The organism is uncultured Roseobacter sp., assembly GCF_947491795.1.
Taxonomy (GTDB): Bacteria; Pseudomonadota; Alphaproteobacteria; order Rhodobacterales; family Rhodobacteraceae; genus Roseobacter.
Window position 1 is genome coordinate 221,778 of sequence record NZ_CANLKW010000003.1, and the last position, 18,711, is coordinate 240,488.

18 protein-coding genes and 1 riboswitch are annotated in these 18,711 nt (G+C 59.9%); of the genes, 11 read left to right on the top strand and 7 right to left on the bottom strand.

Annotated elements, in window-relative coordinates; genetic code table 11:
* The first annotated feature begins 1 nt into the window (after nucleotide 1).
* Genes Q1A34_RS12960 through cobJ form a run of 3 tightly spaced genes read left to right on the top strand, consistent with a single transcriptional unit; the run spans nucleotide 2 to nucleotide 2,102 of the window.
* Nucleotides 2–631: a precorrin-8X methylmutase gene (locus tag Q1A34_RS12960; protein ID WP_300034627.1), complete on the top strand. Its 630-nt coding sequence runs from the start codon at nucleotides 2–4 to the stop codon at nucleotides 629–631.
* Nucleotides 628–1,353 (top strand): precorrin-2 C(20)-methyltransferase, encoded by a 726-nt coding sequence (cobI, locus tag Q1A34_RS12965; protein ID WP_300034630.1) that lies wholly within the window; start codon nucleotides 628–630, stop codon nucleotides 1,351–1,353. The genes Q1A34_RS12960 and cobI overlap by 4 nt, the downstream gene beginning before the upstream one ends.
* Complete coding sequence (gene cobJ, locus Q1A34_RS12970) at nucleotides 1,350–2,102, top strand: precorrin-3B C(17)-methyltransferase (protein ID WP_300034633.1); 753 nt, start codon at nucleotides 1,350–1,352, stop codon at nucleotides 2,100–2,102. Before cobI ends, cobJ begins: the two co-directional genes overlap by 4 nt.
* Here cobJ and Q1A34_RS12975 read toward each other — a convergent pair.
* Nucleotides 2,075–2,830 carry a cobalt-precorrin-6A reductase gene (locus Q1A34_RS12975; protein ID WP_300034636.1) on the bottom strand — a complete coding sequence of 252 codons (756 nt, stop codon included), beginning with the start codon at nucleotides 2,828–2,830 and terminating at the stop codon, nucleotides 2,075–2,077. The two genes, cobJ and Q1A34_RS12975, sit on opposite strands and share 28 nt — an antisense overlap.
* Between Q1A34_RS12975 and cbiE the strand changes: the two genes are divergently transcribed.
* The 7 genes from cbiE (at nucleotide 2,829) to cobF (ending at nucleotide 8,988) form a co-directional block, all read left to right on the top strand.
* Entirely contained in the window at nucleotides 2,829–4,028 is a 1,200-nt protein-coding gene (gene cbiE / locus Q1A34_RS12980; RefSeq protein WP_300034639.1) for a precorrin-6y C5,15-methyltransferase (decarboxylating) subunit CbiE, read from the top strand. The two genes, Q1A34_RS12975 and cbiE, sit on opposite strands and share 2 nt — an antisense overlap.
* Entirely contained in the window at nucleotides 4,010–4,399 is a 390-nt protein-coding gene (locus Q1A34_RS12985) for a cobalamin biosynthesis protein (protein ID WP_366942844.1), read from the top strand. The genes cbiE and Q1A34_RS12985 overlap by 19 nt, the downstream gene beginning before the upstream one ends.
* Nucleotides 4,396–5,190, top strand: coding sequence for a precorrin-4 C(11)-methyltransferase (gene cobM / locus Q1A34_RS12990; protein ID WP_300034642.1), 795 nt, complete (start codon nucleotides 4,396–4,398; stop codon nucleotides 5,188–5,190). The genes Q1A34_RS12985 and cobM overlap by 4 nt, the downstream gene beginning before the upstream one ends.
* Entirely contained in the window at nucleotides 5,183–6,499 is a 1,317-nt protein-coding gene (locus tag Q1A34_RS12995) for a cobyrinate a,c-diamide synthase (RefSeq protein ID WP_300034645.1), read from the top strand. Before cobM ends, Q1A34_RS12995 begins: the two co-directional genes overlap by 8 nt.
* On the top strand, nucleotides 6,496–7,215 hold the full coding sequence (gene cobA / locus Q1A34_RS13000; RefSeq protein ID WP_300034648.1) for a uroporphyrinogen-III C-methyltransferase: 720 nt from the start codon (nucleotides 6,496–6,498) through the stop codon (nucleotides 7,213–7,215). Before Q1A34_RS12995 ends, cobA begins: the two co-directional genes overlap by 4 nt.
* Before the next feature lie 58 nt (nucleotides 7,216–7,273).
* Nucleotides 7,274–7,455, top strand: a riboswitch (cobalamin riboswitch).
* 53 nt (nucleotides 7,456–7,508) lie between these two features.
* Nucleotides 7,509–8,186 (top strand): energy-coupling factor ABC transporter permease, encoded by a 678-nt coding sequence (locus Q1A34_RS13005; protein ID WP_300034652.1) that lies wholly within the window; start codon nucleotides 7,509–7,511, stop codon nucleotides 8,184–8,186.
* A 61-nt stretch (nucleotides 8,187–8,247) separates the two neighbouring features.
* Nucleotides 8,248–8,988 (top strand): precorrin-6A synthase (deacetylating), encoded by a 741-nt coding sequence (cobF, locus tag Q1A34_RS13010; RefSeq protein ID WP_300034655.1) that lies wholly within the window; start codon nucleotides 8,248–8,250, stop codon nucleotides 8,986–8,988.
* 4 nt (nucleotides 8,989–8,992) lie between these two features.
* Here the strand turns inward: cobF and Q1A34_RS13015 are convergent, their stop codons facing one another.
* From Q1A34_RS13015 to Q1A34_RS13035, 5 genes are all read right to left on the bottom strand, one after another.
* A complete protein-coding gene (locus Q1A34_RS13015; protein ID WP_300034658.1) occupies nucleotides 8,993–9,715 on the bottom strand; it encodes an alpha/beta hydrolase in 723 nt (240 codons plus the stop codon).
* Nucleotides 9,712–11,268, bottom strand: coding sequence for an ABC transporter permease subunit (locus tag Q1A34_RS13020; RefSeq protein WP_300034661.1), 1,557 nt, complete (start codon nucleotides 11,266–11,268; stop codon nucleotides 9,712–9,714). Before Q1A34_RS13020 ends, Q1A34_RS13015 begins: the two co-directional genes overlap by 4 nt.
* Entirely contained in the window at nucleotides 11,265–12,320 is a 1,056-nt protein-coding gene (locus tag Q1A34_RS13025) for a glycine betaine/L-proline ABC transporter ATP-binding protein (RefSeq protein WP_300034664.1), read from the bottom strand. The genes Q1A34_RS13020 and Q1A34_RS13025 overlap by 4 nt, the downstream gene beginning before the upstream one ends.
* A 97-nt stretch (nucleotides 12,321–12,417) precedes the next feature.
* Nucleotides 12,418–13,383 (bottom strand): glycine betaine ABC transporter substrate-binding protein, encoded by a 966-nt coding sequence (locus Q1A34_RS13030; RefSeq protein ID WP_300034667.1) that lies wholly within the window; start codon nucleotides 13,381–13,383, stop codon nucleotides 12,418–12,420.
* A 35-nt stretch (nucleotides 13,384–13,418) separates the two neighbouring features.
* The gene (locus Q1A34_RS13035; protein WP_300036663.1) at nucleotides 13,419–14,462 is read right to left on the bottom strand and encodes a D-cysteine desulfhydrase; all 1,044 of its coding nucleotides are present in this window, start codon (nucleotides 14,460–14,462) and stop codon (nucleotides 13,419–13,421) included.
* Between the two features lie 163 nt (nucleotides 14,463–14,625).
* Here Q1A34_RS13035 and Q1A34_RS13040 point away from each other — a divergent pair, with 163 nt between their 5' ends.
* Nucleotides 14,626–15,519: a LysR family transcriptional regulator gene (locus Q1A34_RS13040; RefSeq protein ID WP_300034670.1), complete on the top strand. Its 894-nt coding sequence runs from the start codon at nucleotides 14,626–14,628 to the stop codon at nucleotides 15,517–15,519.
* Between the two features lie 547 nt (nucleotides 15,520–16,066).
* Here Q1A34_RS13040 and Q1A34_RS13045 read toward each other — a convergent pair.
* On the bottom strand, nucleotides 16,067–18,661 hold the full coding sequence (locus Q1A34_RS13045) for a PA14 domain-containing protein (RefSeq protein ID WP_300034673.1): 2,595 nt from the start codon (nucleotides 18,659–18,661) through the stop codon (nucleotides 16,067–16,069).
* Nucleotides 18,662–18,711 lie beyond the last annotated feature (50 nt).

Consider the following 18,711-nt stretch of genomic DNA (forward strand, 5'->3'; position numbering starts at 1 on the left):
TATGCCCTATGAATACGAAAAAAACGGCGCGGCAATCTATCTGGAAAGTTTTGCCACGATCCGGGCAGAAGCCGAGCTTGCGGGGTTTGAACCGGATGCCGAACAGGTTGTCGTGCGTATGATCCACGCCGCCGGTATGGTCGGTCTTGAAAAGCATGTGAAGGTCACTGACGGCATGGTGGCCGCCGCGCGGACCGCACTGGAAAATGGCGCGCCGGTGTTCTGCGACGCCTATATGGTCAGCGAGGGTGTCACCCCCAAACGCCTGCCCGCAGACAATGACGTCATCTGCACGCTGCGCGACCCGCGGGTTCCGGATATGGCCGCACAGATGGGCACCACCCGGTCTGCGGCAGCGCTGGAACTGTGGCGCGAGCGGCTGGACGGGGCTGTCGTTGCGATCGGCAATGCGCCCACCGCGCTGTTCCACCTGCTGGAAATGCTCGAGGATCCGGCCTGTCCGCGTCCGGCTGCAATCATCGGCTGCCCTGTCGGGTTCGTCGGCGCGCGCGAAAGCAAAGACGCCCTGTGGGACGCACAGCCCGTTCCCTGCATCATCGTGGAAGGCCGCCTTGGCGGCAGCGCAATCACCGTCGCCGCAATCAATGCCATCGCGAGCCGCACGGAATGACCGGGACGCTTTATGGTGTGGGTCTGGGCCCGGGTGATCCGGACCTGATGAGTGTCCGGGCCGACCGGCTTGTCCGGCAGACCCGCCACATCGCCTGGTTCTGCAAGGCAGGCCGCAAGGGCCGCGCACGCAGTATCGTGGAAGGTATGTTCCGGGAGGATGCAGAGACCTTTGCGATGGAATATCCAGTGACGACGGAAATTCCCCTGACGGATCCGCGTTACAATGAAATTCTGTCCGCGTTTTACGCCGAAAGCTGCGCGCATCTGGAGAAAGCCGTGGCCAGCGGTGAGGATATGGTGGTGCTGTGCGAGGGGGATCCGTTTTTTTACGGCTCATTCATGCATGCGTACACGCGCCTGAAAGACCGGATCCCGGTACAGGTTGTACCCGCGATTACGGGGATGTCCGCGGCGTGGACGGCCTCAGGTGCGCCGATCACCTGGGGCGATGATATTCTGTCCACGGTGATGGGCACACTGGATGAAACCACACTTTGCGATGCTATGGCGCGTGCCGATGCGCTGGTGGTTATGAAGATCGGCCGCAACCTGCCCAAAGTGCGCCGGGCTCTTGCAGCGGCGGGCAAGGCAGACAAGGCGGTCCTTGTTCAATATGCGAGCATGCAGGGTCAGACGGTCTGCCCCCTTTCAGAATACGACGGTGAAACCCTTCCCTATTTCTCCATCATCGTCGTGCACGGCCAGGGGCGGCGACCATGACCGGACAGGTTGTCATTGCAGGGCTGGGCCCCGGTGCCGGCGACATGATCACGCCACAGGTCGCACAGGCCGTAGAGCAGGCCACCGATGTCGTGGGTTACATTCCCTATGTCCGGCGCATCGCGCCGCGCCACGGTCTGACGCTGCACGAAAGTGACAACCGGGTCGAACTGGACCGTGCGCGCCATGCGCTGGAGATGGCGTTGCAGGGCAAAAGGGTCGTTGTCGTCAGCTCCGGTGATCCGGGTGTCTTTGCCATGGCTTCTGCCGTTTTTGAGGCGCTCGAAGCGGGCCCGCCCGAATGGCTGGATCTCGATATTCAGGTCCTGCCCGGCATCACAGCAATGCTGGCGGCGGCAGCAGCAGCCGGCGCTCCGCTGGGACATGATTTCTGCGCGATCAATCTCAGCGACAATCTCAAGCCCTGGGCATTGATTGAAAAGCGGCTGCGTCTGGCCGTCGAAGGGGATTTTGCCATGGGGTTCTACAATCCCCGCTCAAAGTCACGGCCTGAAGGATTTGCGCGCGTTCTGGACGTCATGACAGAGACCTGCGAGCCGGAACGCATCATTCTCTTTGCACGCGCCGTCAGCACGCCGGAACAGGTGCTTCGTGTTGTCCGCCTGGCTGATGCGAGACCGGAGATGGCCGATATGCGTACCGTTGTCCTCGTGGGATCATCGCTCACACGTCTGATCGAAAGGCCCGGCGCGCCGATTGTCTACACCCCAAGGTCGGCACCGGTATGAGCCAGCCAGTCCAGAACCGCATCCGCTGTCGTGACCTCGTGCCTGTCCGGCACCGATGGGCGGTCAATCATGATCACCGGCAAACCCAATCGGCGCGCAGCGGCGATTTTCGCATAAGCCCCTGTTCCACCGGAGTTTTTGGAAACAATAATATCGATGTGATGGGCCTGCATCAGCGCTGTGTCTTCCGCCTCGGCAAACGGGCCGCGCGACACGATGACTTCTGCGTCGGGAAAGGGCAACGCGCCCACCGGTGGGTCCACCAGACGCAGCAGATAGAAATGCTGTGGGTTCGGGGCAAAGTCTGCCAGATGCATACGGCCGACCGCCAGCATGATCCGCGCCATGGGCCTGTCCAGCGCCGCAACAGCACCGGCAATACTGTCCACATGCGTCCAGCGGTCACCGGGCTGCGGCGTCCATGCAGGCCGCGTCAGCGCGACCAGCGGCACCCCCGTTTCAGCAGCGGCGAGACAGGCATTCCGGCTCATCTGCGCGGCAAAAGGGTGTGTTGCATCCACAAGGTGGCTGATCTGATGGTCGCGCAGAAACCCGGCCAGCCCCTCCGCACCGCCAAACCCGCCCGTACGCATGGGCAGTGGCTGGCGGAGGGGCCGGTCCACGCGTCCGGCAAGCGAATAAACCCCAGACAATCCGGCTTCGGCGACGGTTCTGGCCAGGGCCGTTGCCTCGGAAGTTCCGCCAAGGATCAGCAGGTTGGGTCTCATGTCTGAGTTTCCGTGGATTACAATCATCGGGCTGGGCGAGGATGGACCGGATGGTCTGACACCTGCAAGCCTCGCCGCACTCCAGAAGGCCGAAACCATCATGGGCCCGCCGCGGCACCTGGCACTTTTGCCCGAAACCGGCGTTGAACGTATCAGCTGGCCTGTTCCCTTTGCCGACGGTCTCGAAACGCTTGCGGGTTTTGCGGGCAGACAGGTTGCTGTGCTGGCCTCTGGCGATCCGTTCTGGTTTGGCGCGGGCACCGTGATCACCCGCCGCTTTGGAACTGGTGCTGTCAGAACCTTTCCGGCGCCATCAACCTTTGCCCGCGCGGCGGCCCTGATGGGTTGGGGACTGGAGAAAACGGTATGCCTCGGCCTGCACGCGGCGCCTTTGCAACGTCTGCGCCCGCAGCTTGCCTCCGGCGCACAGCTTCTCGTGTTGCTGCGCGACGGCGATGCTGTCTGTGCTCTGGGACAGTATCTCGAGGACGTCGGGTTCGGCAGCTCGCAGCTCACCGTGATGGAGGCACTGGGCGGCAAGTCTGAGCGTGTCACCAGGACAAACCCGTCCGGTGCTGCGACCGGCACCTGGGCCCACCCTGTCTGTGTTGCGATTACGGCTGCTGGCGCGGGGCCTGCATTGCCCGCCACAGCAGGGTTACCGGATGATCTGTTTCAGAGCGACGGCGTTATGACCAAGCGGGCGGTTCGCGCAATGACGCTGTCGGCGCTGGCGCCCTGTGCGGGCGAGCGGCTCTGGGACATAGGCGGCGGATCCGGGTCTGTGTCAGTCGAGTGGCTGCTGGCGCATCCTGCCTGCCAGGCCATCGCAATAGAGCCGCGCGAAGACCGTATCGGCTTTATCCGCGCCAACGCCCGAACGCTCGGAGTGGACAGGCTGGAGATTGTCACCGGCAACGCCCCCGACGCGCTGGATGGCTTGCCCGCACCCGATGCTGTTTTTGTCGGCGGCGGGCTGAGTACCGATCTGATCGAATATCTGAAAAATACGCTGCCACCCGGCACGCGTGTTGTCGCCAACGCCGTAACGATCGAGGCAGAAGCGCTGCTGGCCGGGCTGCACACAGAAAAGGGCGGTGAACTGTTGCGCCTGGATTTTTCGGTTGCCCGCCCGCTGGGCAGCAAACGCAGCTGGGACGCTGCCTATCCGATCGTACAATGGAGCGGGACGCTGTGATTGTTGCAGGCTTTGGATTTCGCAGCAGGGCAACCGTGCAGAGCCTGCAAGGCGCGTTGAGCGCAGCGCAGGTGGGTACACCCCTGAAACCAGACGCCGCCGCGACCATCAGAGACAAGGCCGAAGCCCCTGTTTTCCTGAGATTTGCCGCCGATCAGAACCTGCGCCCCGTTGCTATTGACGACGCCGATCTGCAAAGGCAACAGACAACAACACAATCGGCCGCATCACTGGCCGCGCGCGAAACCGGTTCGATGGCAGAAGCAGCCGCTCTTGCCGCCGCCGGACCAGGCGCGCGTCTGATCGCCCCAAGGGTCGTTTCGGACGACGGTATGGCCACCTGCGCACTGGCACAAGGAGAGACCACATGACCGTGCATTTTGTCGGTGCCGGACCAGGGGCCGCGGACCTTCTGACCCTGCGCGGGCGCGATATCATTGCCGCCGCGCCGGTGTGCCTTTACGCGGGATCTCTTGTGCCCGAGGCCGTGCTGGCGCACTGCCCGGCGGGCGCGCATATCGTCAACACGGCACCGATGGATCTGGACGCCATCATGACCGAAATCGAAGCAGCCCACGCCCAGGGCAAAGACGTAGCGCGTCTGCATTCGGGCGATCTGTCGGTCTGGTCGGCCATGGGTGAACAGATCCGTCGCCTGAAAGCGCTGGAAATTCCCTATACAGTCACGCCGGGTGTGCCCTCTTTTGCTGCAGCAGCCGCCAGCCTTGGCCAGGAACTGACCCTCCCGGGCCTGTCTCAATCGGTTGTACTGACCCGAACGCAAGGCCGGGCTTCTGCCATGCCGGACGGCGAAACACTGGCGGGCTTTGGCGCAACGGGCGCAACGCTTGCCCTGCACCTGTCGATTGGCAACCTGGCACGTGTGGTGTCCGAACTGACACCGCATTACGGCGCGGACTGCCCTGTTGCCGTGGTCTTCCGCGCGACGTGGCCTGACGAGCGCATTATCCGGGCAACGCTTGCAACGATTGAAGCACAGATGGACGCCTCGGTGACGCGCACGGCGATCATTTTCGCAGGGCCCTCCGTGTCCGGCGAAGGATTCGACAACAGCCGCCTGTACGCGGCCGACTATGACCGGCGGTACAGGCCACAAACGGCCGAAAGCCCCTGGTCAGAATGGAAACATGGCGATGACTGATACCCCCGGCGGCATTCTGATCTCTGCCCCCTCTTCGGGCACCGGAAAAACAACGGTGATGCTGGGCCTGCTGCGGGCGCTGCGTGACAGCGGACTGCGCGTACAACCCTACAAATCCGGCCCCGACTACATTGACCCCGCCTTTCACAGGGCCGCCTCCGGGCGGGCCTCTTTCAATATCGATACCTGGGCGATGCACGATGATCTGCTGAACGGCATCGCGGGCCAGATGTCGGATGCTGATATCTGCGTGGCCGAAGGATCCATGGGTCTTTATGATGGCGTTGCGACGCGGGGCCAGACCGGTTTCGGCTCCAGCGCGGAGACCGCCCTGCGCATGGGCTGGCCTGTTGTTCTGGTAATCGACGTCGGGGGTCAGGCACAGTCTGCCGCCGCGACGGCACTGGGTTTCCGGGCCTATGCACCTGATCTGCCCTTTGCCGGGGTGATCCTGAACCGGGTGGCCAGCCCCCGTCATGAACGCCTCGCGCGTCTGGGCATGGATCAGGCCGGCATCCGGGTTCTGGGGGTGTTGCCACGCCGGGGAGATCTGACCCTGCCAGAACGGCACCTTGGATTGATCCAGGCGGTCGAGCACCCCGATCTGGAGAAAGCCATCGCGGGCTATTCAGATTTTCTGACGGAGCATGTTGATATTGCGGCCATTCGTGACGCGGCAGCCAGCAACGGCGTGCCCAAATCCGGGCATCTGCCGGCACCACCTGCACAGCGTATCGCACTCGCAAAAGATGCAGCCTTTTCATTTGCATATCCGCATCTGGTAAAAGGCTGGCGGGATGCAGGTGCTGAAATCCTGCCTTTTTCCCCACTGGGCAACCAGGCTCCCGCAGCGGATGCAGACATCGTCTGGCTTCCCGGCGGATATCCGGAACTGCACGCAGGCAACATTGCATCAGCTGAGACATTCCTGAGCGGGCTGCGAAAACACGCCGAAACCCGCCCGGTGCATGGGGAGTGCGGTGGCTATATGGCGCTGGGAACAGCGCTCATCGACAAGGACGGCACGCGGCATCAGATGGCCGGACTGCTGGGCCTTGTGACATCCTATGAAAAACGCAAATTCCATCTGGGGTACCGGCGCGCCGTTCTGCAATCAGCACTGCCCGGGTATGAGGCCGGTCAGGCACTGCGCGGCCACGAGTTCCACTATTCCAGTATCCTGGACCAGCCCGACAGCCCGCTGGCAGATGTATTTGACGCGGACGGAAACCCTGTACCCGAGACCGGATCCCGCCGGGGCAACGTCACCGGCACATTCTTTCACCTGATCACGCCAGAGGCCCCATGAGTGGTTTTGTATCCTTTGTGGGCTCCGGACCCGGTGATCCCGAACTGCTGACACTCAAGGCCGTGGACCGCCTGAAACGCGCTGATGCCGTGCTCTTTGATGACCTGTCAGCGGGGCCGATCCTGACCCATGCCCGCGCGGGCGCGGACCTTGTCGGCGTTGGGAAACGCGCAGGCCGACCTTCGCCCAGACAGGACCATGTGAGCCGGCTGCTCGTGGATTATGCGCGCGAAGGCGGGCGAATCGTGCGCCTCAAATCCGGCGACAGCGGTCTCTTTGGCCGTCTGGAAGAAGAGCTGGTTGCCCTGCGGGATGCAGGTATCAAATACGAGATCATTCCGGGCGTTCCGTCCGCCGTTGCAGCCGCTGCGGCCTGCGGCATCCCCCTGACCCGGCGCCTGACGTCGAGGCGTGTTCAGTTTGTCACCGGGCATGACGCGACAGGTGCCCTGCCCGAAGATCTGGATCTTTCGGCACTGGCCGATCCAACGGCCTGCACTGTTGTTTTTATGGGCAAAAGAACCTTTCCGGCGCTCTGTGCTGCCCTTGTTAAACGGGGGTTACCGGAAACGACACCTGCCATTCTGGCCGAGGCCGTGGGCACGCCGGAGCAGACCATTACCCGTAGCACGGTCACCGGTCTTGCGACGCAGCTTTCCGGTGAAATCGGCCTGAAACCCGCGTTGATCCTCTACGGTCCGCTGGCAGCACTCTAAGGCCGCTCCAGCGACATCTGACGTCGCCTTTGGTCTTGTGCGACCAGGCGCACCTGTTATGGTTAAAAGTGCTTTCGGTGCTGCAGCATGCAGCTGAAAAGGGAACAGGGTGAAATGCCCGGACTGCCCCCGCAACTGTAAGCGGTAAGCGCAATGGAAGACCACTGGCCCGCAGGGCTGGGAAGGCCGGCGCGCAGCAAACCGCGAGTCAGGAGACCTGCCGAAAGAGAGATCAACGCCGGTGCGCCCGGTAACATGCTGCCGGAGGGGCAGCGCTTAGAAAGGAATAACCCATGCATATCGAACCCGGTGTTGTCGACAGCGCAAAAATGGCCCTCGCCTATACCACTGCCGCAGGTGCCGCCGCATACAGCGCGAAACTGGCGATCGAGGATCTTGGCCGCAGCAACGCCGTTTCATTCGCCGCGCGGGCCGCAATGGCGACGATCGGCGTTTTCATCTTTTTCGAGGTTCTGCCGCACTTTCCGGTGGGCGTCTCTGAGGTTCACTTCATTCTGGGTACAACGCTCTTTCTGCTGATGGGTGCCGCTCCCGCCGCAATTGGCCTGGCAGTGGGTCTGTTGATCCAGGGCACCTTCTTTGCCCCAACCGATCTGCCGATGTACTTTGTCAACGTAACGACACTTCTGGTGCCGCTTCTGGCGATCACTGCACTGTCGCGACGCCTGCTGCCGCAGGAACGCGCCTATGTCGATCTCAGCTACAGCCACGTGCTGAAACTGTCAGCCATGTATCAGGGCGGTGTTGTCGCATGGGTCGCCTTCTGGGTGCTTTACGGACAGGGCGTCACGGTTGAAGCATTCTCCTCCATCGGTACATTTGCCGCGGCCTACGCAATCGTGCTGCTGATCGAGCCTGTTGCCGACCTGGCAGCGCTGGCCGGTGCAAAAGCAATGCGCGGCGCGACAGCGGCCGGGCTCTTCACGCAGCGTCTTTACAACGCAGCCTGAACGTAAAAACAGACCCGGTACCTGAGAGGGTGCCGGGTCTTTTTGTGTCCGGAGTGTCGCGATGATCAGGGAACTTTGGCTAGTCGGCATTGGAACCGGGTCGCCGGTACATCTGACGCTGGAAGGCCGCGACGCTTTGCGGAATGCCGCGGCGATCCTGCTGCCGCGCAAAGGACCGGGCAAAGACGATCTGGCGACACTGCGGTCTGATCTGCTGAAATCCGTCGGGTCCGGGGCCAGGGTCCTTCCCTTTGACATGCCGGTGCGCGACGAAACCCTGCCCTATATAGAGCGGGTCGAACGCTGGCATGACGAGATTGCGCAGCGGTGGCAGCAGACACTTGCCAAGGCCGGGGAAACAGGGCCTGTGGCACTGATGGTCTGGGGCGATCCGGGGCTTTATGACAGCACACTGCGGATTGCAGAGCGGCTGGACCCTGCACCTGACATCCGGGTCGTGCCGGGTATCACAGCGCTTCAGGCGCTGACTTCGGCCCATGCGGTGCCCTTTAACACGATTGACGGCACGGTTTGCATCACCACCGGTCAGCAGCTGCGCGAAAACGGCCTGCCACCGCATGCGACGTCGGTTTTTGTGATGCTGGATGGTCAGTGCAGCTTCCGTTCCGCCGCGACAGATCACTGCTATATCTGGTGGGGTGCGTTTCTCGGCATGCCGGAACAGGTCATCCTCAAAGGCCCCGTTCAGGACATCGCCGGTCAGATTGCAGAACGCCGAGCGACAGAGCGTGCGCGCCACGGCTGGATCATGGATACCTATCTGCTGCGGCCAATGGGCTGATCCGTCAGGCGTCGAGAAAATCCAGCACCAGCGCGTTAAACAGCTCTGGCTTTTCCAGATGCACGGCATGTGCACAGCCCGGCACCACAGCCAGCTGCGCGCCCGCCGTGTCCTGCCAGAGCTGTTCGACCTGTGGCCACTGGTACGTCCTGTCGCCATCGCCCCAGAGCACCAGCGTCGCGGCGGCGATATCAGGCAGCCAGTCCACACCGCTCCAGGCATCCATCGCGGTGAGCCCCCCCTCGAAAGCAGCAAGACCCGTCTGTTCTGCTATGGCCGCGCACCCGGGGTATCCGGGCGCATCCGTTCCATCCTGAAACCACGTCGCGGAGATACGCCGCGCACTTGCAAGAACGCCGTCACGGGCGGCGCGGGCCTTGCTCTCAGCGATGGTTTCAAAACGACCGGGCAACCGGCCACGCGGGCCGGTGCCATAGAGCACAAGACGGCGCACCCGATCCGGCACCTGGTGGATCATCTGCTGAACGATCATACCGCCCATGGAATGGCCCAACAGATCAAATCGCCCGATCCCGCGGGCATCGAGCTGACGGATCACATCGTCCGCAAAGCCTCTGATACTGGCCACAGCTGCCTCGGCATTGCGCGCCCCAAATCCGGGCAGGTCCAGCGCGATCACATCGCGCCCCCGGCTGAAGGCTTCGGTCTGGTGCTGCCACTGGGCGCTTCCCCCCATAAAGCCATGCACCAGAACCAGTGGGATCATTTACGCTGGCCCTGCACAATCCGGTCAAGGATCATCGCACAGAAGAGGATAGAGAACCCGGCCAGGATACCCTGCCCCACGTTAGCATATTGCAGCGCCTCAAGAACGTCCTCGCCCAGCCCCTTGGCCCCGATCAGCGAGGCAACAACAACCATAGCCAGTGAAAGCATGATCGTCTGGTTGATCCCGGCGCGGATAGACGGTGCCGCCAATGGCAGATCAACCTTGGTCAGAAGGTACCATTTGTTGGCCCCAAAGCTGATTGCCGCCTCGCGCACACTTTCAGGTACCCCGCGCAGCCCCAGCACGGTCAGCCGGACGACAGGTGTGCCGCCAAAGATCATGGTAACCACAACAGCAGCCGGTTTGCCGACGCCGAAAAAGGCGATAACGGGCACCATGAAGACAAAGGCCGGCATGGTCTGCATGAAGTCCATAATCGGCTGGATAAAGGAATAGAACCTCGGGCGCCGCGCCGCGAACATGCCCAGCGGAATGCCGATGGCAATCGACAGACAGGCCGCTGTGCCCAGCAAGGCAAGTGTTGTCATCGCAGCTTCCCAAAAGCCCAGAAGGCCCATGTAGGACAAAAACGCGCCCGAATAGATGGCCGTACGGATACCTGCCGTCAGCCAGGTCAGCAGCACGATCAGACTGGCGATCACGATCCAGGGGGTCTGAACCAGAATAACCTCCAGCGCGTCCAGCAGCGTGCGAATACCAAGGGTCAGAATGTCAAAGAATGCCTCGCTGTTGCGCACACACCAGGCGATGAAATCCTCGACCCACTGAATACCTGTCAGACGGATATTCGGGTCGGTGGGAAATTCGCTGAGCAATGAAAACCGCCCCGGAAAACTGTAGTGGATCATCGCGGCTGTTACGATCAGCGCCATGAAAATCGCGCTGAAGACGATCTCCTGCACAGGCATTGCAGACCGTACCGTGCGGTCAGACAGCCACTCGGAAAACCGTCCTTCCAGCGCCCAGTTTGCCACAACCGCCTGAACGGCCTTGGCGATCAGCAGGATGGCAAGACCTGTGAGCGCGATGCCTGGCCCGTCAGCAGCCATAGCCTCGGCCTCGGCACGGATACCGCCGATGTTCGCCTCCAGCGACTCGACGGTCCTGCGATACACGTCAATCTTGTCGGAATTTGCCTCGATTGCCGCTTCCAGCTGCCTGCGGCGCAGATCCAGCGTCCCTTCGATCGAAGCGATGCGTTCCATCGCATCCGCTGCCAGATCGCCAAAGAGACCCCGGGCCATCTGAACAAAGGCCAGGGTTTCAAGGATCAGAAACGGCAGCGCCCAGGTCCACAGGCCCCGCGCCCCAAACCACACGGGGCCAAAAATGCCTGCCATCAGGTTGAACGTGGCGGTAAACCGTGACGATTCACCGATCCTGTCAAAGTTGCTGATGTAATAGTCAGGGCTGGTTCTGACGAATGTGCGGATGTTCTCGCGCCGCTCTTCGGCATAGGCCAGTGCCGCTTCGCTTTCTGTGTCTTCCAGGGGGTTTACGCCATGCGGGTTCACATCAGAGGTGCTCATGATACTTCGGTCCCTTCGATCACTGTGCGGAGCAGATCGGCACGGGTTATGACGCCGACATCTTTGTCGCCCTCTTCCACAAGAATGGCGCTGCTGTTGTCGATGGCCAGATTGATCAGTGTGCTGAGGTTTTCGCCTTCGTTTACCCGCGGCGCGTCCGCTGGCAACGGACCATGTGTGGCGACGTATTCGGGGATGGGCTGCATAACCGCATGGGCGCGCACGACCTTGAGGCGGGATATCCCCGCGACAAAATCCGCCACATAATCATCCGCCGGGTTCATCACGATATCTTCCGCGGTCCCGATCTGGACGACCTTACCATCGCGCATGATCGCAATCCGGTTCCCGATGCGCACGGCCTCATCAAGGTCATGCGTAATAAAGATCGTCGTCTTCTTGAGGATTTTGCTGAGCCTGATGAATTCATCCTGCAACTGCCGCCGGATCAGTGGATCCAGCGCCGAGAAAGGCTCGTCCATCAGCAAAACATCCGGGTTGGCGGCCAGTGCCCTCGCCAGCCCGACACGCTGTTGCATACCACCCGAAAGTTCATGCGCAAACTTGGCACCCCACGCGCCAAGCTCAACAATGTCCAGAATGGCCGCGGCCTGCCGCATGCGCTCGTTTTTACTGACCTGCCGGATCTCCAGCGGCATGGCCACGTTATCCAGGACCGAACGGTGCGGCATCAGCGCAAAATTCTGGAACACCATGCCGATTTTCTGGTTGCGGAACTGCTGAAGCTCCTGCGTCCCCAGCGCCATCACGTCAGTGCCTTCGATCTCGATCTTGCCATCTGTGGGTTCCAGCAACCGGTTAAAGTGGCGCACCATCGTGGATTTGCCACTGCCCGAGAGGCCCATGATACAGAAAATCTCGCCCCGGTTTACAGACATACTGACATCGGCAACGCCGACCACACAGTTAAATTCAGCAAGCACTTCGGCCTTTGTCAGGCCCCTGTCCCTGATCGCCTGCAAGGCAACCTCGGGCTTTGCGCCAAAAATCTTCCAGACATTCGAGATTTTGATAACGGTATCGTCGCTCATGACTTACCTTCTCTTCGATCAAACGGGGTGAGGCCGGATCGGCAGACAGGCCGGCCCGGCAAACGCCGGACCCGCCAATTTCAATCAGCTCGTCTGATCAGAGACCCAGCCAGGCGTCGACACGCTCGGGGTTTGCTTCGACCCACTCGCGTGCAACATCTGCCGGATCACGTCCATTGCCGCTGATTTCATAGGCGAAACCGGACACGTCATCTGCCGTCAGAGAGAAGTTCGCGAAGAATTCCGCAATTGCCGGGGACCGCTCTGGCAGGGAATTCGACCATGCGATCTGAACGTTTTTCAGAGCGTCCTTGGTCGCCACGGAAGATTTTTCATACCAGTCAGCATCGTCGGAGGGCTGCACCATCACGTATTTGGCCGGATCAAACGTCGGCTCGGACAGCATTTCAACGTCAAACTGGTACCAGATTGCGTGCGGCTTATAGCAGTAAAATGCGTAGCCCTCATCCTTGGCGATCGAATCCTTTACACGTGCTGTCTTCACACTTTCCTCGGCGCGCACAGGTTCGATAAAGTCCAGCAGACCATAGTCGCGGACTTTAACCTCGTTGACATTGGCAGAAGCCCAGCCGGGCGCGCCAATCCACATCTCACCTTTGCCGTTACCATCGCTGTCCATCAGTGCAGCAACGTCAGGACGGCCCAGATCAGCGATATCGGTGATGCTCTGCGCCTCGGCAAAATTCTTGGAGACGCAGAAGCCCTGATTGCCCTCGTACGGGTTCGACGACAGGGTCACAGTTCCGGCCTCGTCTACGTATTTTTTCGTAAAGCTCTCCTGGTTGGGCAGCCAGACATCTGGGTGTACGTCAATATCGCCTTTGCCCTGATCCATCGCCTGAAAGATCGTGGCGTTGTTGCCCGGCACCATCTCGGCTTTGCCGCCAATGCGCATTTCGACAACGGCTGCCAGCAGATGCGCAATAGCCTGGGCACCCGTCCAGGACGGTACGCCGATTTTCACTTCCTCAGCCGCCAGTGCAGGCGCTGCACTCAGGGCCATCGCAGCCGTGGCGGAAATCAGTTTCATTCTCAGTGACATATTCATTCTCCTTGTTGGTCGTTTTTTGTCGTTTTTTAATTTGTGTATCCCGGCAGATCGAAAGTTTCCGGGTATCCGAAAAGCGCGGCACTGCCACCAGTATGCAAAAACACAATGTTTTCCATATCGCCAAAATGGCCTTTGCGAACCAGATCAATGAGTCCATCCAGCCCTTTTCCCGAATAAACCGGATCGAAAAGCAGCCCCTCTGTCTCGGCCAGTAGCCTGACCGCCATTTTCATGCCCTCGGTTGGCAGGCCATAGCCGGGGCCCACGTAGTCGCAGTTTGCCCGCACCATGTCGCGGTCAATCTCCAGCCCTGTCCCCAGCTTGGCGGCCGTGCGCTGCGCCAGATCCCAGACCATCTGCTCCTGTTTTTCCTGGGGTGCACGAACCCCGATCCCCAGCAGGTGGATGTCGCTCTGAACGGCTGCAAGACCGGTTACAAGGCCCGCCTGTGTGCCGGAGCTGCCGGTAGCATGAACCAGGGCATCGATTTTAAGGCCAAGGTCGACGGCCTGCTCGGACAGTTCGCGCGCGCAGTTGACGTACCCCAGTGCCCCGATCGGATTGGACCCGCCGCCCGGTACCACATAAGGCTTGTGGCCGTCGCTTTTCAGTTTTTCGGCAACAGCGTCCATTTCTGCATTCATATCGGTGCCGTCACCGCGTTTTGAAACAGTCGCACCATGCAGACGGTCCATCAGCACGTTGCCGTTCAGAATGTAATTCGGGTCGTTAAAACCTGTCCGGTCCTCAAGCAGGATATGGCACGCCATGCCCAGTTTCGCAGCCGCCGCAGCGGTCTGACGGGCATGATTTGACTGAGTTGCCCCCTGGGTGATGATCGTGTCAGCGCCCTGGGCCTGAGCATCCGCCATCAGATATTCCAGCTTGCGCGTTTTGTTGCCGCCCGACGACAGACCGGTACAGTCGTCGCGCTTGACCCAGATCCGCGGGCCGCCAAGCATTTCGCTCAGCCGGTCCATTGGTTCCAGAGGGGTAGGCAGATGCCCCAGGCGTACTCTGGGAAACTTAGCCAGGACAATCGACAGTTCCTTGCACAGCCCCTTTGTCATCTCTGGTGACTGCGCCTCTGCCGGTTGTGTCATAACTGTATCTTCACTCACACGCCTGCCCCTTCTCCCTGATTCAGCCAAAGCGTGCCGAATAGCAGATTGGAAAAAAAGTGCTTTTATCTTAGGCTGCCCATACAAATTGTTTGGGCAAGGGAAATACATCTTGGATCTGCACTGGCTCGATGACGTTCTCGTCCTCCTTGAAGAAGGCAATATGACCCGGGCGGCGGCCCGCCGGAACATTACCCAACCCGCATTCTCGCGCCGTATCCGCGGGTTCGAGCGCTGGCTGGGGACCGAAATATTGTCACGACATGCAAACTCGGTAGAGATCAGTCCGGCACTTGCCGCAAACGAACATGAAATCCGGGCACTTATGGCCCGTATCCGCGAACTGCGCGGGCGTATATCTGCCTTTGATCCGGCCAGCACAACACTGGCCGTCGCGGCTCAGCATGCTCCGGTGTTTTCCGCATTCTCCGAGATGGTTCTGCACGCCCGGCGCAGATATCCGGCGGTCAGGTTCAGGTTGCGACCCGGCAATCTGAGCGATTGTGTCTCCACCTTCCTGCGCGGCGACAGCAATCTGTTGCTGTGTTATGTCTCCGAGACATCCCGGCCTATGCCCTTTGGCGATACAATACGGCGCGAGATCTGGGGCGAGGATATTCTGCTGCCAGTCATAGGCGGCCCCCTGCGTTACACGCTGCGTGACGATGGCTCAGTGCCCGCCGACACGCCAGCGGTGGTCTATCCGGAAAACAGCTATCTGGGAGAACTGCTTCAGGCGTCTGAACGCTCTTTTGCAACCAGCAGTCTGAGCAACAACGCAGTATGTGAAACCGCCCTGTCGAGCGGGATCAGAGAGCTGGTTTTGCAGGGCGTCGGTGTCGGCTGGCTGCCTTTCAGCATGGCATTCCGGGAGATTGAAAGCGGGCAGATGATCTCGATGGCCGGCCGCTATGGCCAGGAACATGTGAAAACCGCGCTCTATGGTGATACGCGCGACGAAATGGCCTGCGCGCTGTTGGATCTTTGGAGCACGGGTCGGCGGTAACCGGGCACCATTCGCAATAAGCCGTTGACCGCATGTTATAGCCGGTAAACTGCGGGCATGTCACAAAACCTGCAAACGGTATCAGGCGTCAGGGCTATGACCTTTGGTGCAAATGCGGTTTTTGAAACGTTGAGCGGAAACACTCAAAGGATAGGCTTCAGATAGATCTGTGATGTAGAATTTCGGTATTGCCGCTGCAGACGCGCAGCATTTTTCAATCCCAATCTGCGGTCACAGAATAGTTTCGCTCTTTATGCAATTTGCAGCCCCTTCATCCGAAGTCTCTGAACAGCATTGCGCATACACTGGTCCTGCTTCGATCCAAGAGATCAATTTTGTGGTTCAATACTTAAGAGACGGGCTTCAGACCGGTTGCCGATGTTTTTGCAGCTTGCCGGGATCACGCGGTGTTGCATCGCAGAGACGGAAACAAGTGTTCGGTGACAACCGAAAGGGCGGCAGCCAATCGAAACGACCGCGAACTTTGCATTGGTCCACGCTGGTCAAACACGCCGAAACGCAGCGCCTCAGGGATCTACCTGACAGCCTACCAGTCGTTTCGCTCGTATGTTTCGTTCATTTCGGGGTCCTGCCCGGCATCCGGGTTATCGGCAATCTCTTCATTGAGCGCGTTTTCGTCTTCTTCATCGCCCGAAGGTCCGCTGTCCGCTGTCTCCACCCAGGATCCTCCGGCCTCTGTGTCAGAGCCGGCAGCCCATGCATCCTCTTCTGCACTGTTGTTGCCTGACGAAGTGTTTTCGACATCGCCGACATTCAGAACAAAGGGACTGGAACCCGTGACCTCTTGTCCGTTGAATGCAGTATCTGTGGTAATGACTTCGCCATTGATCCGGCCTTCGAAATCAGGAGGCGGGGCGATTTCCAACAGGTCAAGATCCCAGCCGGACAAGTCCACTTCTCCGCCGTCAGCAACCGCAACCTTGTCATCGCTCATCAGAATCGTGTCTGCCGGCAACCCTTTGATCACGACGCTGGCCGCGTCCGACAGCCCCGGGTCATCAAGTTCAACCGCAATCATTCCATTCTGTTCGACGCTCAGATCGTCAGAGGCGGTGACCAGTTCCCGACCATCTGTGCCGGGGCCTTCCCATTCAAGTTTCAAACCGGCATGCCCGTAATTCTCGAAGTAGCGGATCTCGACTTCATGCGTACCAGGTTCCAGCTCAATCTGCCCGCTTCTTGTCCGATAGCTGTGCAGGCCATCGTCTGCAACGACCTCTTCGCCATTGATAAACAAGACGACGCCGTCATCTCCGCCCAGAAAGAAATTGTACTCCCCCCCCTCTGACACATCGATTTCGCCGGTAATGCGGGCGCCGAAAGTGTCATCGTCTCCACCCTCCCAAAAGGAGTTGCGGCTGTTTGTATAGTTGATCTCGCTGACAACTTCTTCATGCGTAGGCTCCGAAGACCAGTCGATCTCATCAAGGCGGCCAAGGCGACCATCGACATCAAAGTAGCTGGCGCGAAAGCCGGTTGTCATCGCGTTGTCAGGCGCTGGCAGTTCGGCCTGATCAACCTCAAATGTAAGGCTCTTTTCAGTTGTGACCGAAACGCCGCTTTCGGATGTCGTTGTCGTCACCACACGCGCCTGCGCCGTCCCGGTAAATTCTACGGGTGTCGTTACAGACAGCATTGAAAGATCGAGCCCGCTGATATCAACGGCGCCGCTTTCATCTGCGGTCAATACGGTTCCATCCACCTCGACCCGGGTGCCCTCGGGAAGGCCGTCCAGGACGTGCTGCGTCACCACACCATGGCCCGCGCCCTGGTCAAGATCCAGTGCCAGCGTCAGCGGCATCCCGTTCACAGTCTGCAGATCGTCAAGACCCGGCGCGGTCACCAGTTCGCGGCCGTCTGTTCCAGGGCCTTCCCACTCGAGTTTCAGACCGGCATGACCGTAGTTCTCAAAGTAGCGGACTTCGATGTGATGGGTGCCCGGTTCAAGCTCAATGTCACCGGAGCGGGTCCGATAGGAATGCAGCCCGGCATCGGACACGACCTCCTGACCATTCACAAAAAGCACAACGCCATCATCACCGCCCAGATGGAACGTGAATGCACCGCCTTCTTCGACTTCGATGTTTCCCGTTATCCTTGCGCCGAAAGTATCCGTATCCCCACCGTCCCAAAAGGAATTGCGACTGTTGGTGTAGTTGATGTCGCCAACGACCTCCTGGTGTGTGGCCTCTGCAGTCCAGTCGATATCATCCAGATTGCTCAGTCGCTGATCTACGTCAAAATAGCTGGCATGGAACCCACTGCTTCCGCTGAAGTCCGGAATGTCGATCACTTCCAGTCCGAAATCCTGCGTCATCGAAAAACCTGACGGCCCCCGGGCCGTCACTTCCAGCGCCAGAGGGCCGGTGTCGTCATCCGAGAAAACAACACCTTCGCGCAACCGGATCTGGCCACCATCAACTTCGAACCGATCGTCTGAAACTTCAAAAATATAGTCGGAATAGTCTCCGTCACCTGTCAGTTCCAACTCCCCGACAACAAAACCATCGGTATCCGTCGGAATGCCCATACCGGAAATGGTCAGCCCATCGGGCTCGGGAATCGCGGCAGGCAGTTCAACCTCAAATGCACGGGTGACAGCCGGGTCGCCATCGACATCAGCAACGATTTCCACACGAACGGGGCCACCGGCGCTGTCCGGGAAATCTGCCTCAGGTGCTACCTGTAAACCAAAATCGATGATTTCAAAACGGGCGTCGGACACGGACAACCGGTCAATGCCACCGGCTTCATTTGCGAAATCTGTCAGATCGATCAGTACACCCGCCCCGCTTCCGGCGTCGTCAGAGTTTTGAGAGCTGTCAGGTTCTGCTCCAGAACCGCGGTTCTGATCCGACGATGTCGCCTGTGGATCAGGCTGCACACCGTTTTCGTCTTCAAACACAGGCGGGGTGGATTGATCAAACCCATCATCACGCGGAGCGCCATTGGCGCTGGCCTGCTCCTGCTCGCCGTAGTGCAGAGTGCTTCGGGACGTATCTTCCTGCCCTGCGTCAGTGCCTTTAAGCGACTGAACGGCAACCTTTTCTTTGTCCGACGTGGTGTCCTGCTGATGAAGCAGAATGCTGTCGTCCTGTGAGTTCTGATCGCTTTCGGCCATTGTCGCATCTCCCTGAGCAGCGTGCAGACCATAGTCAGAACGGCATAATA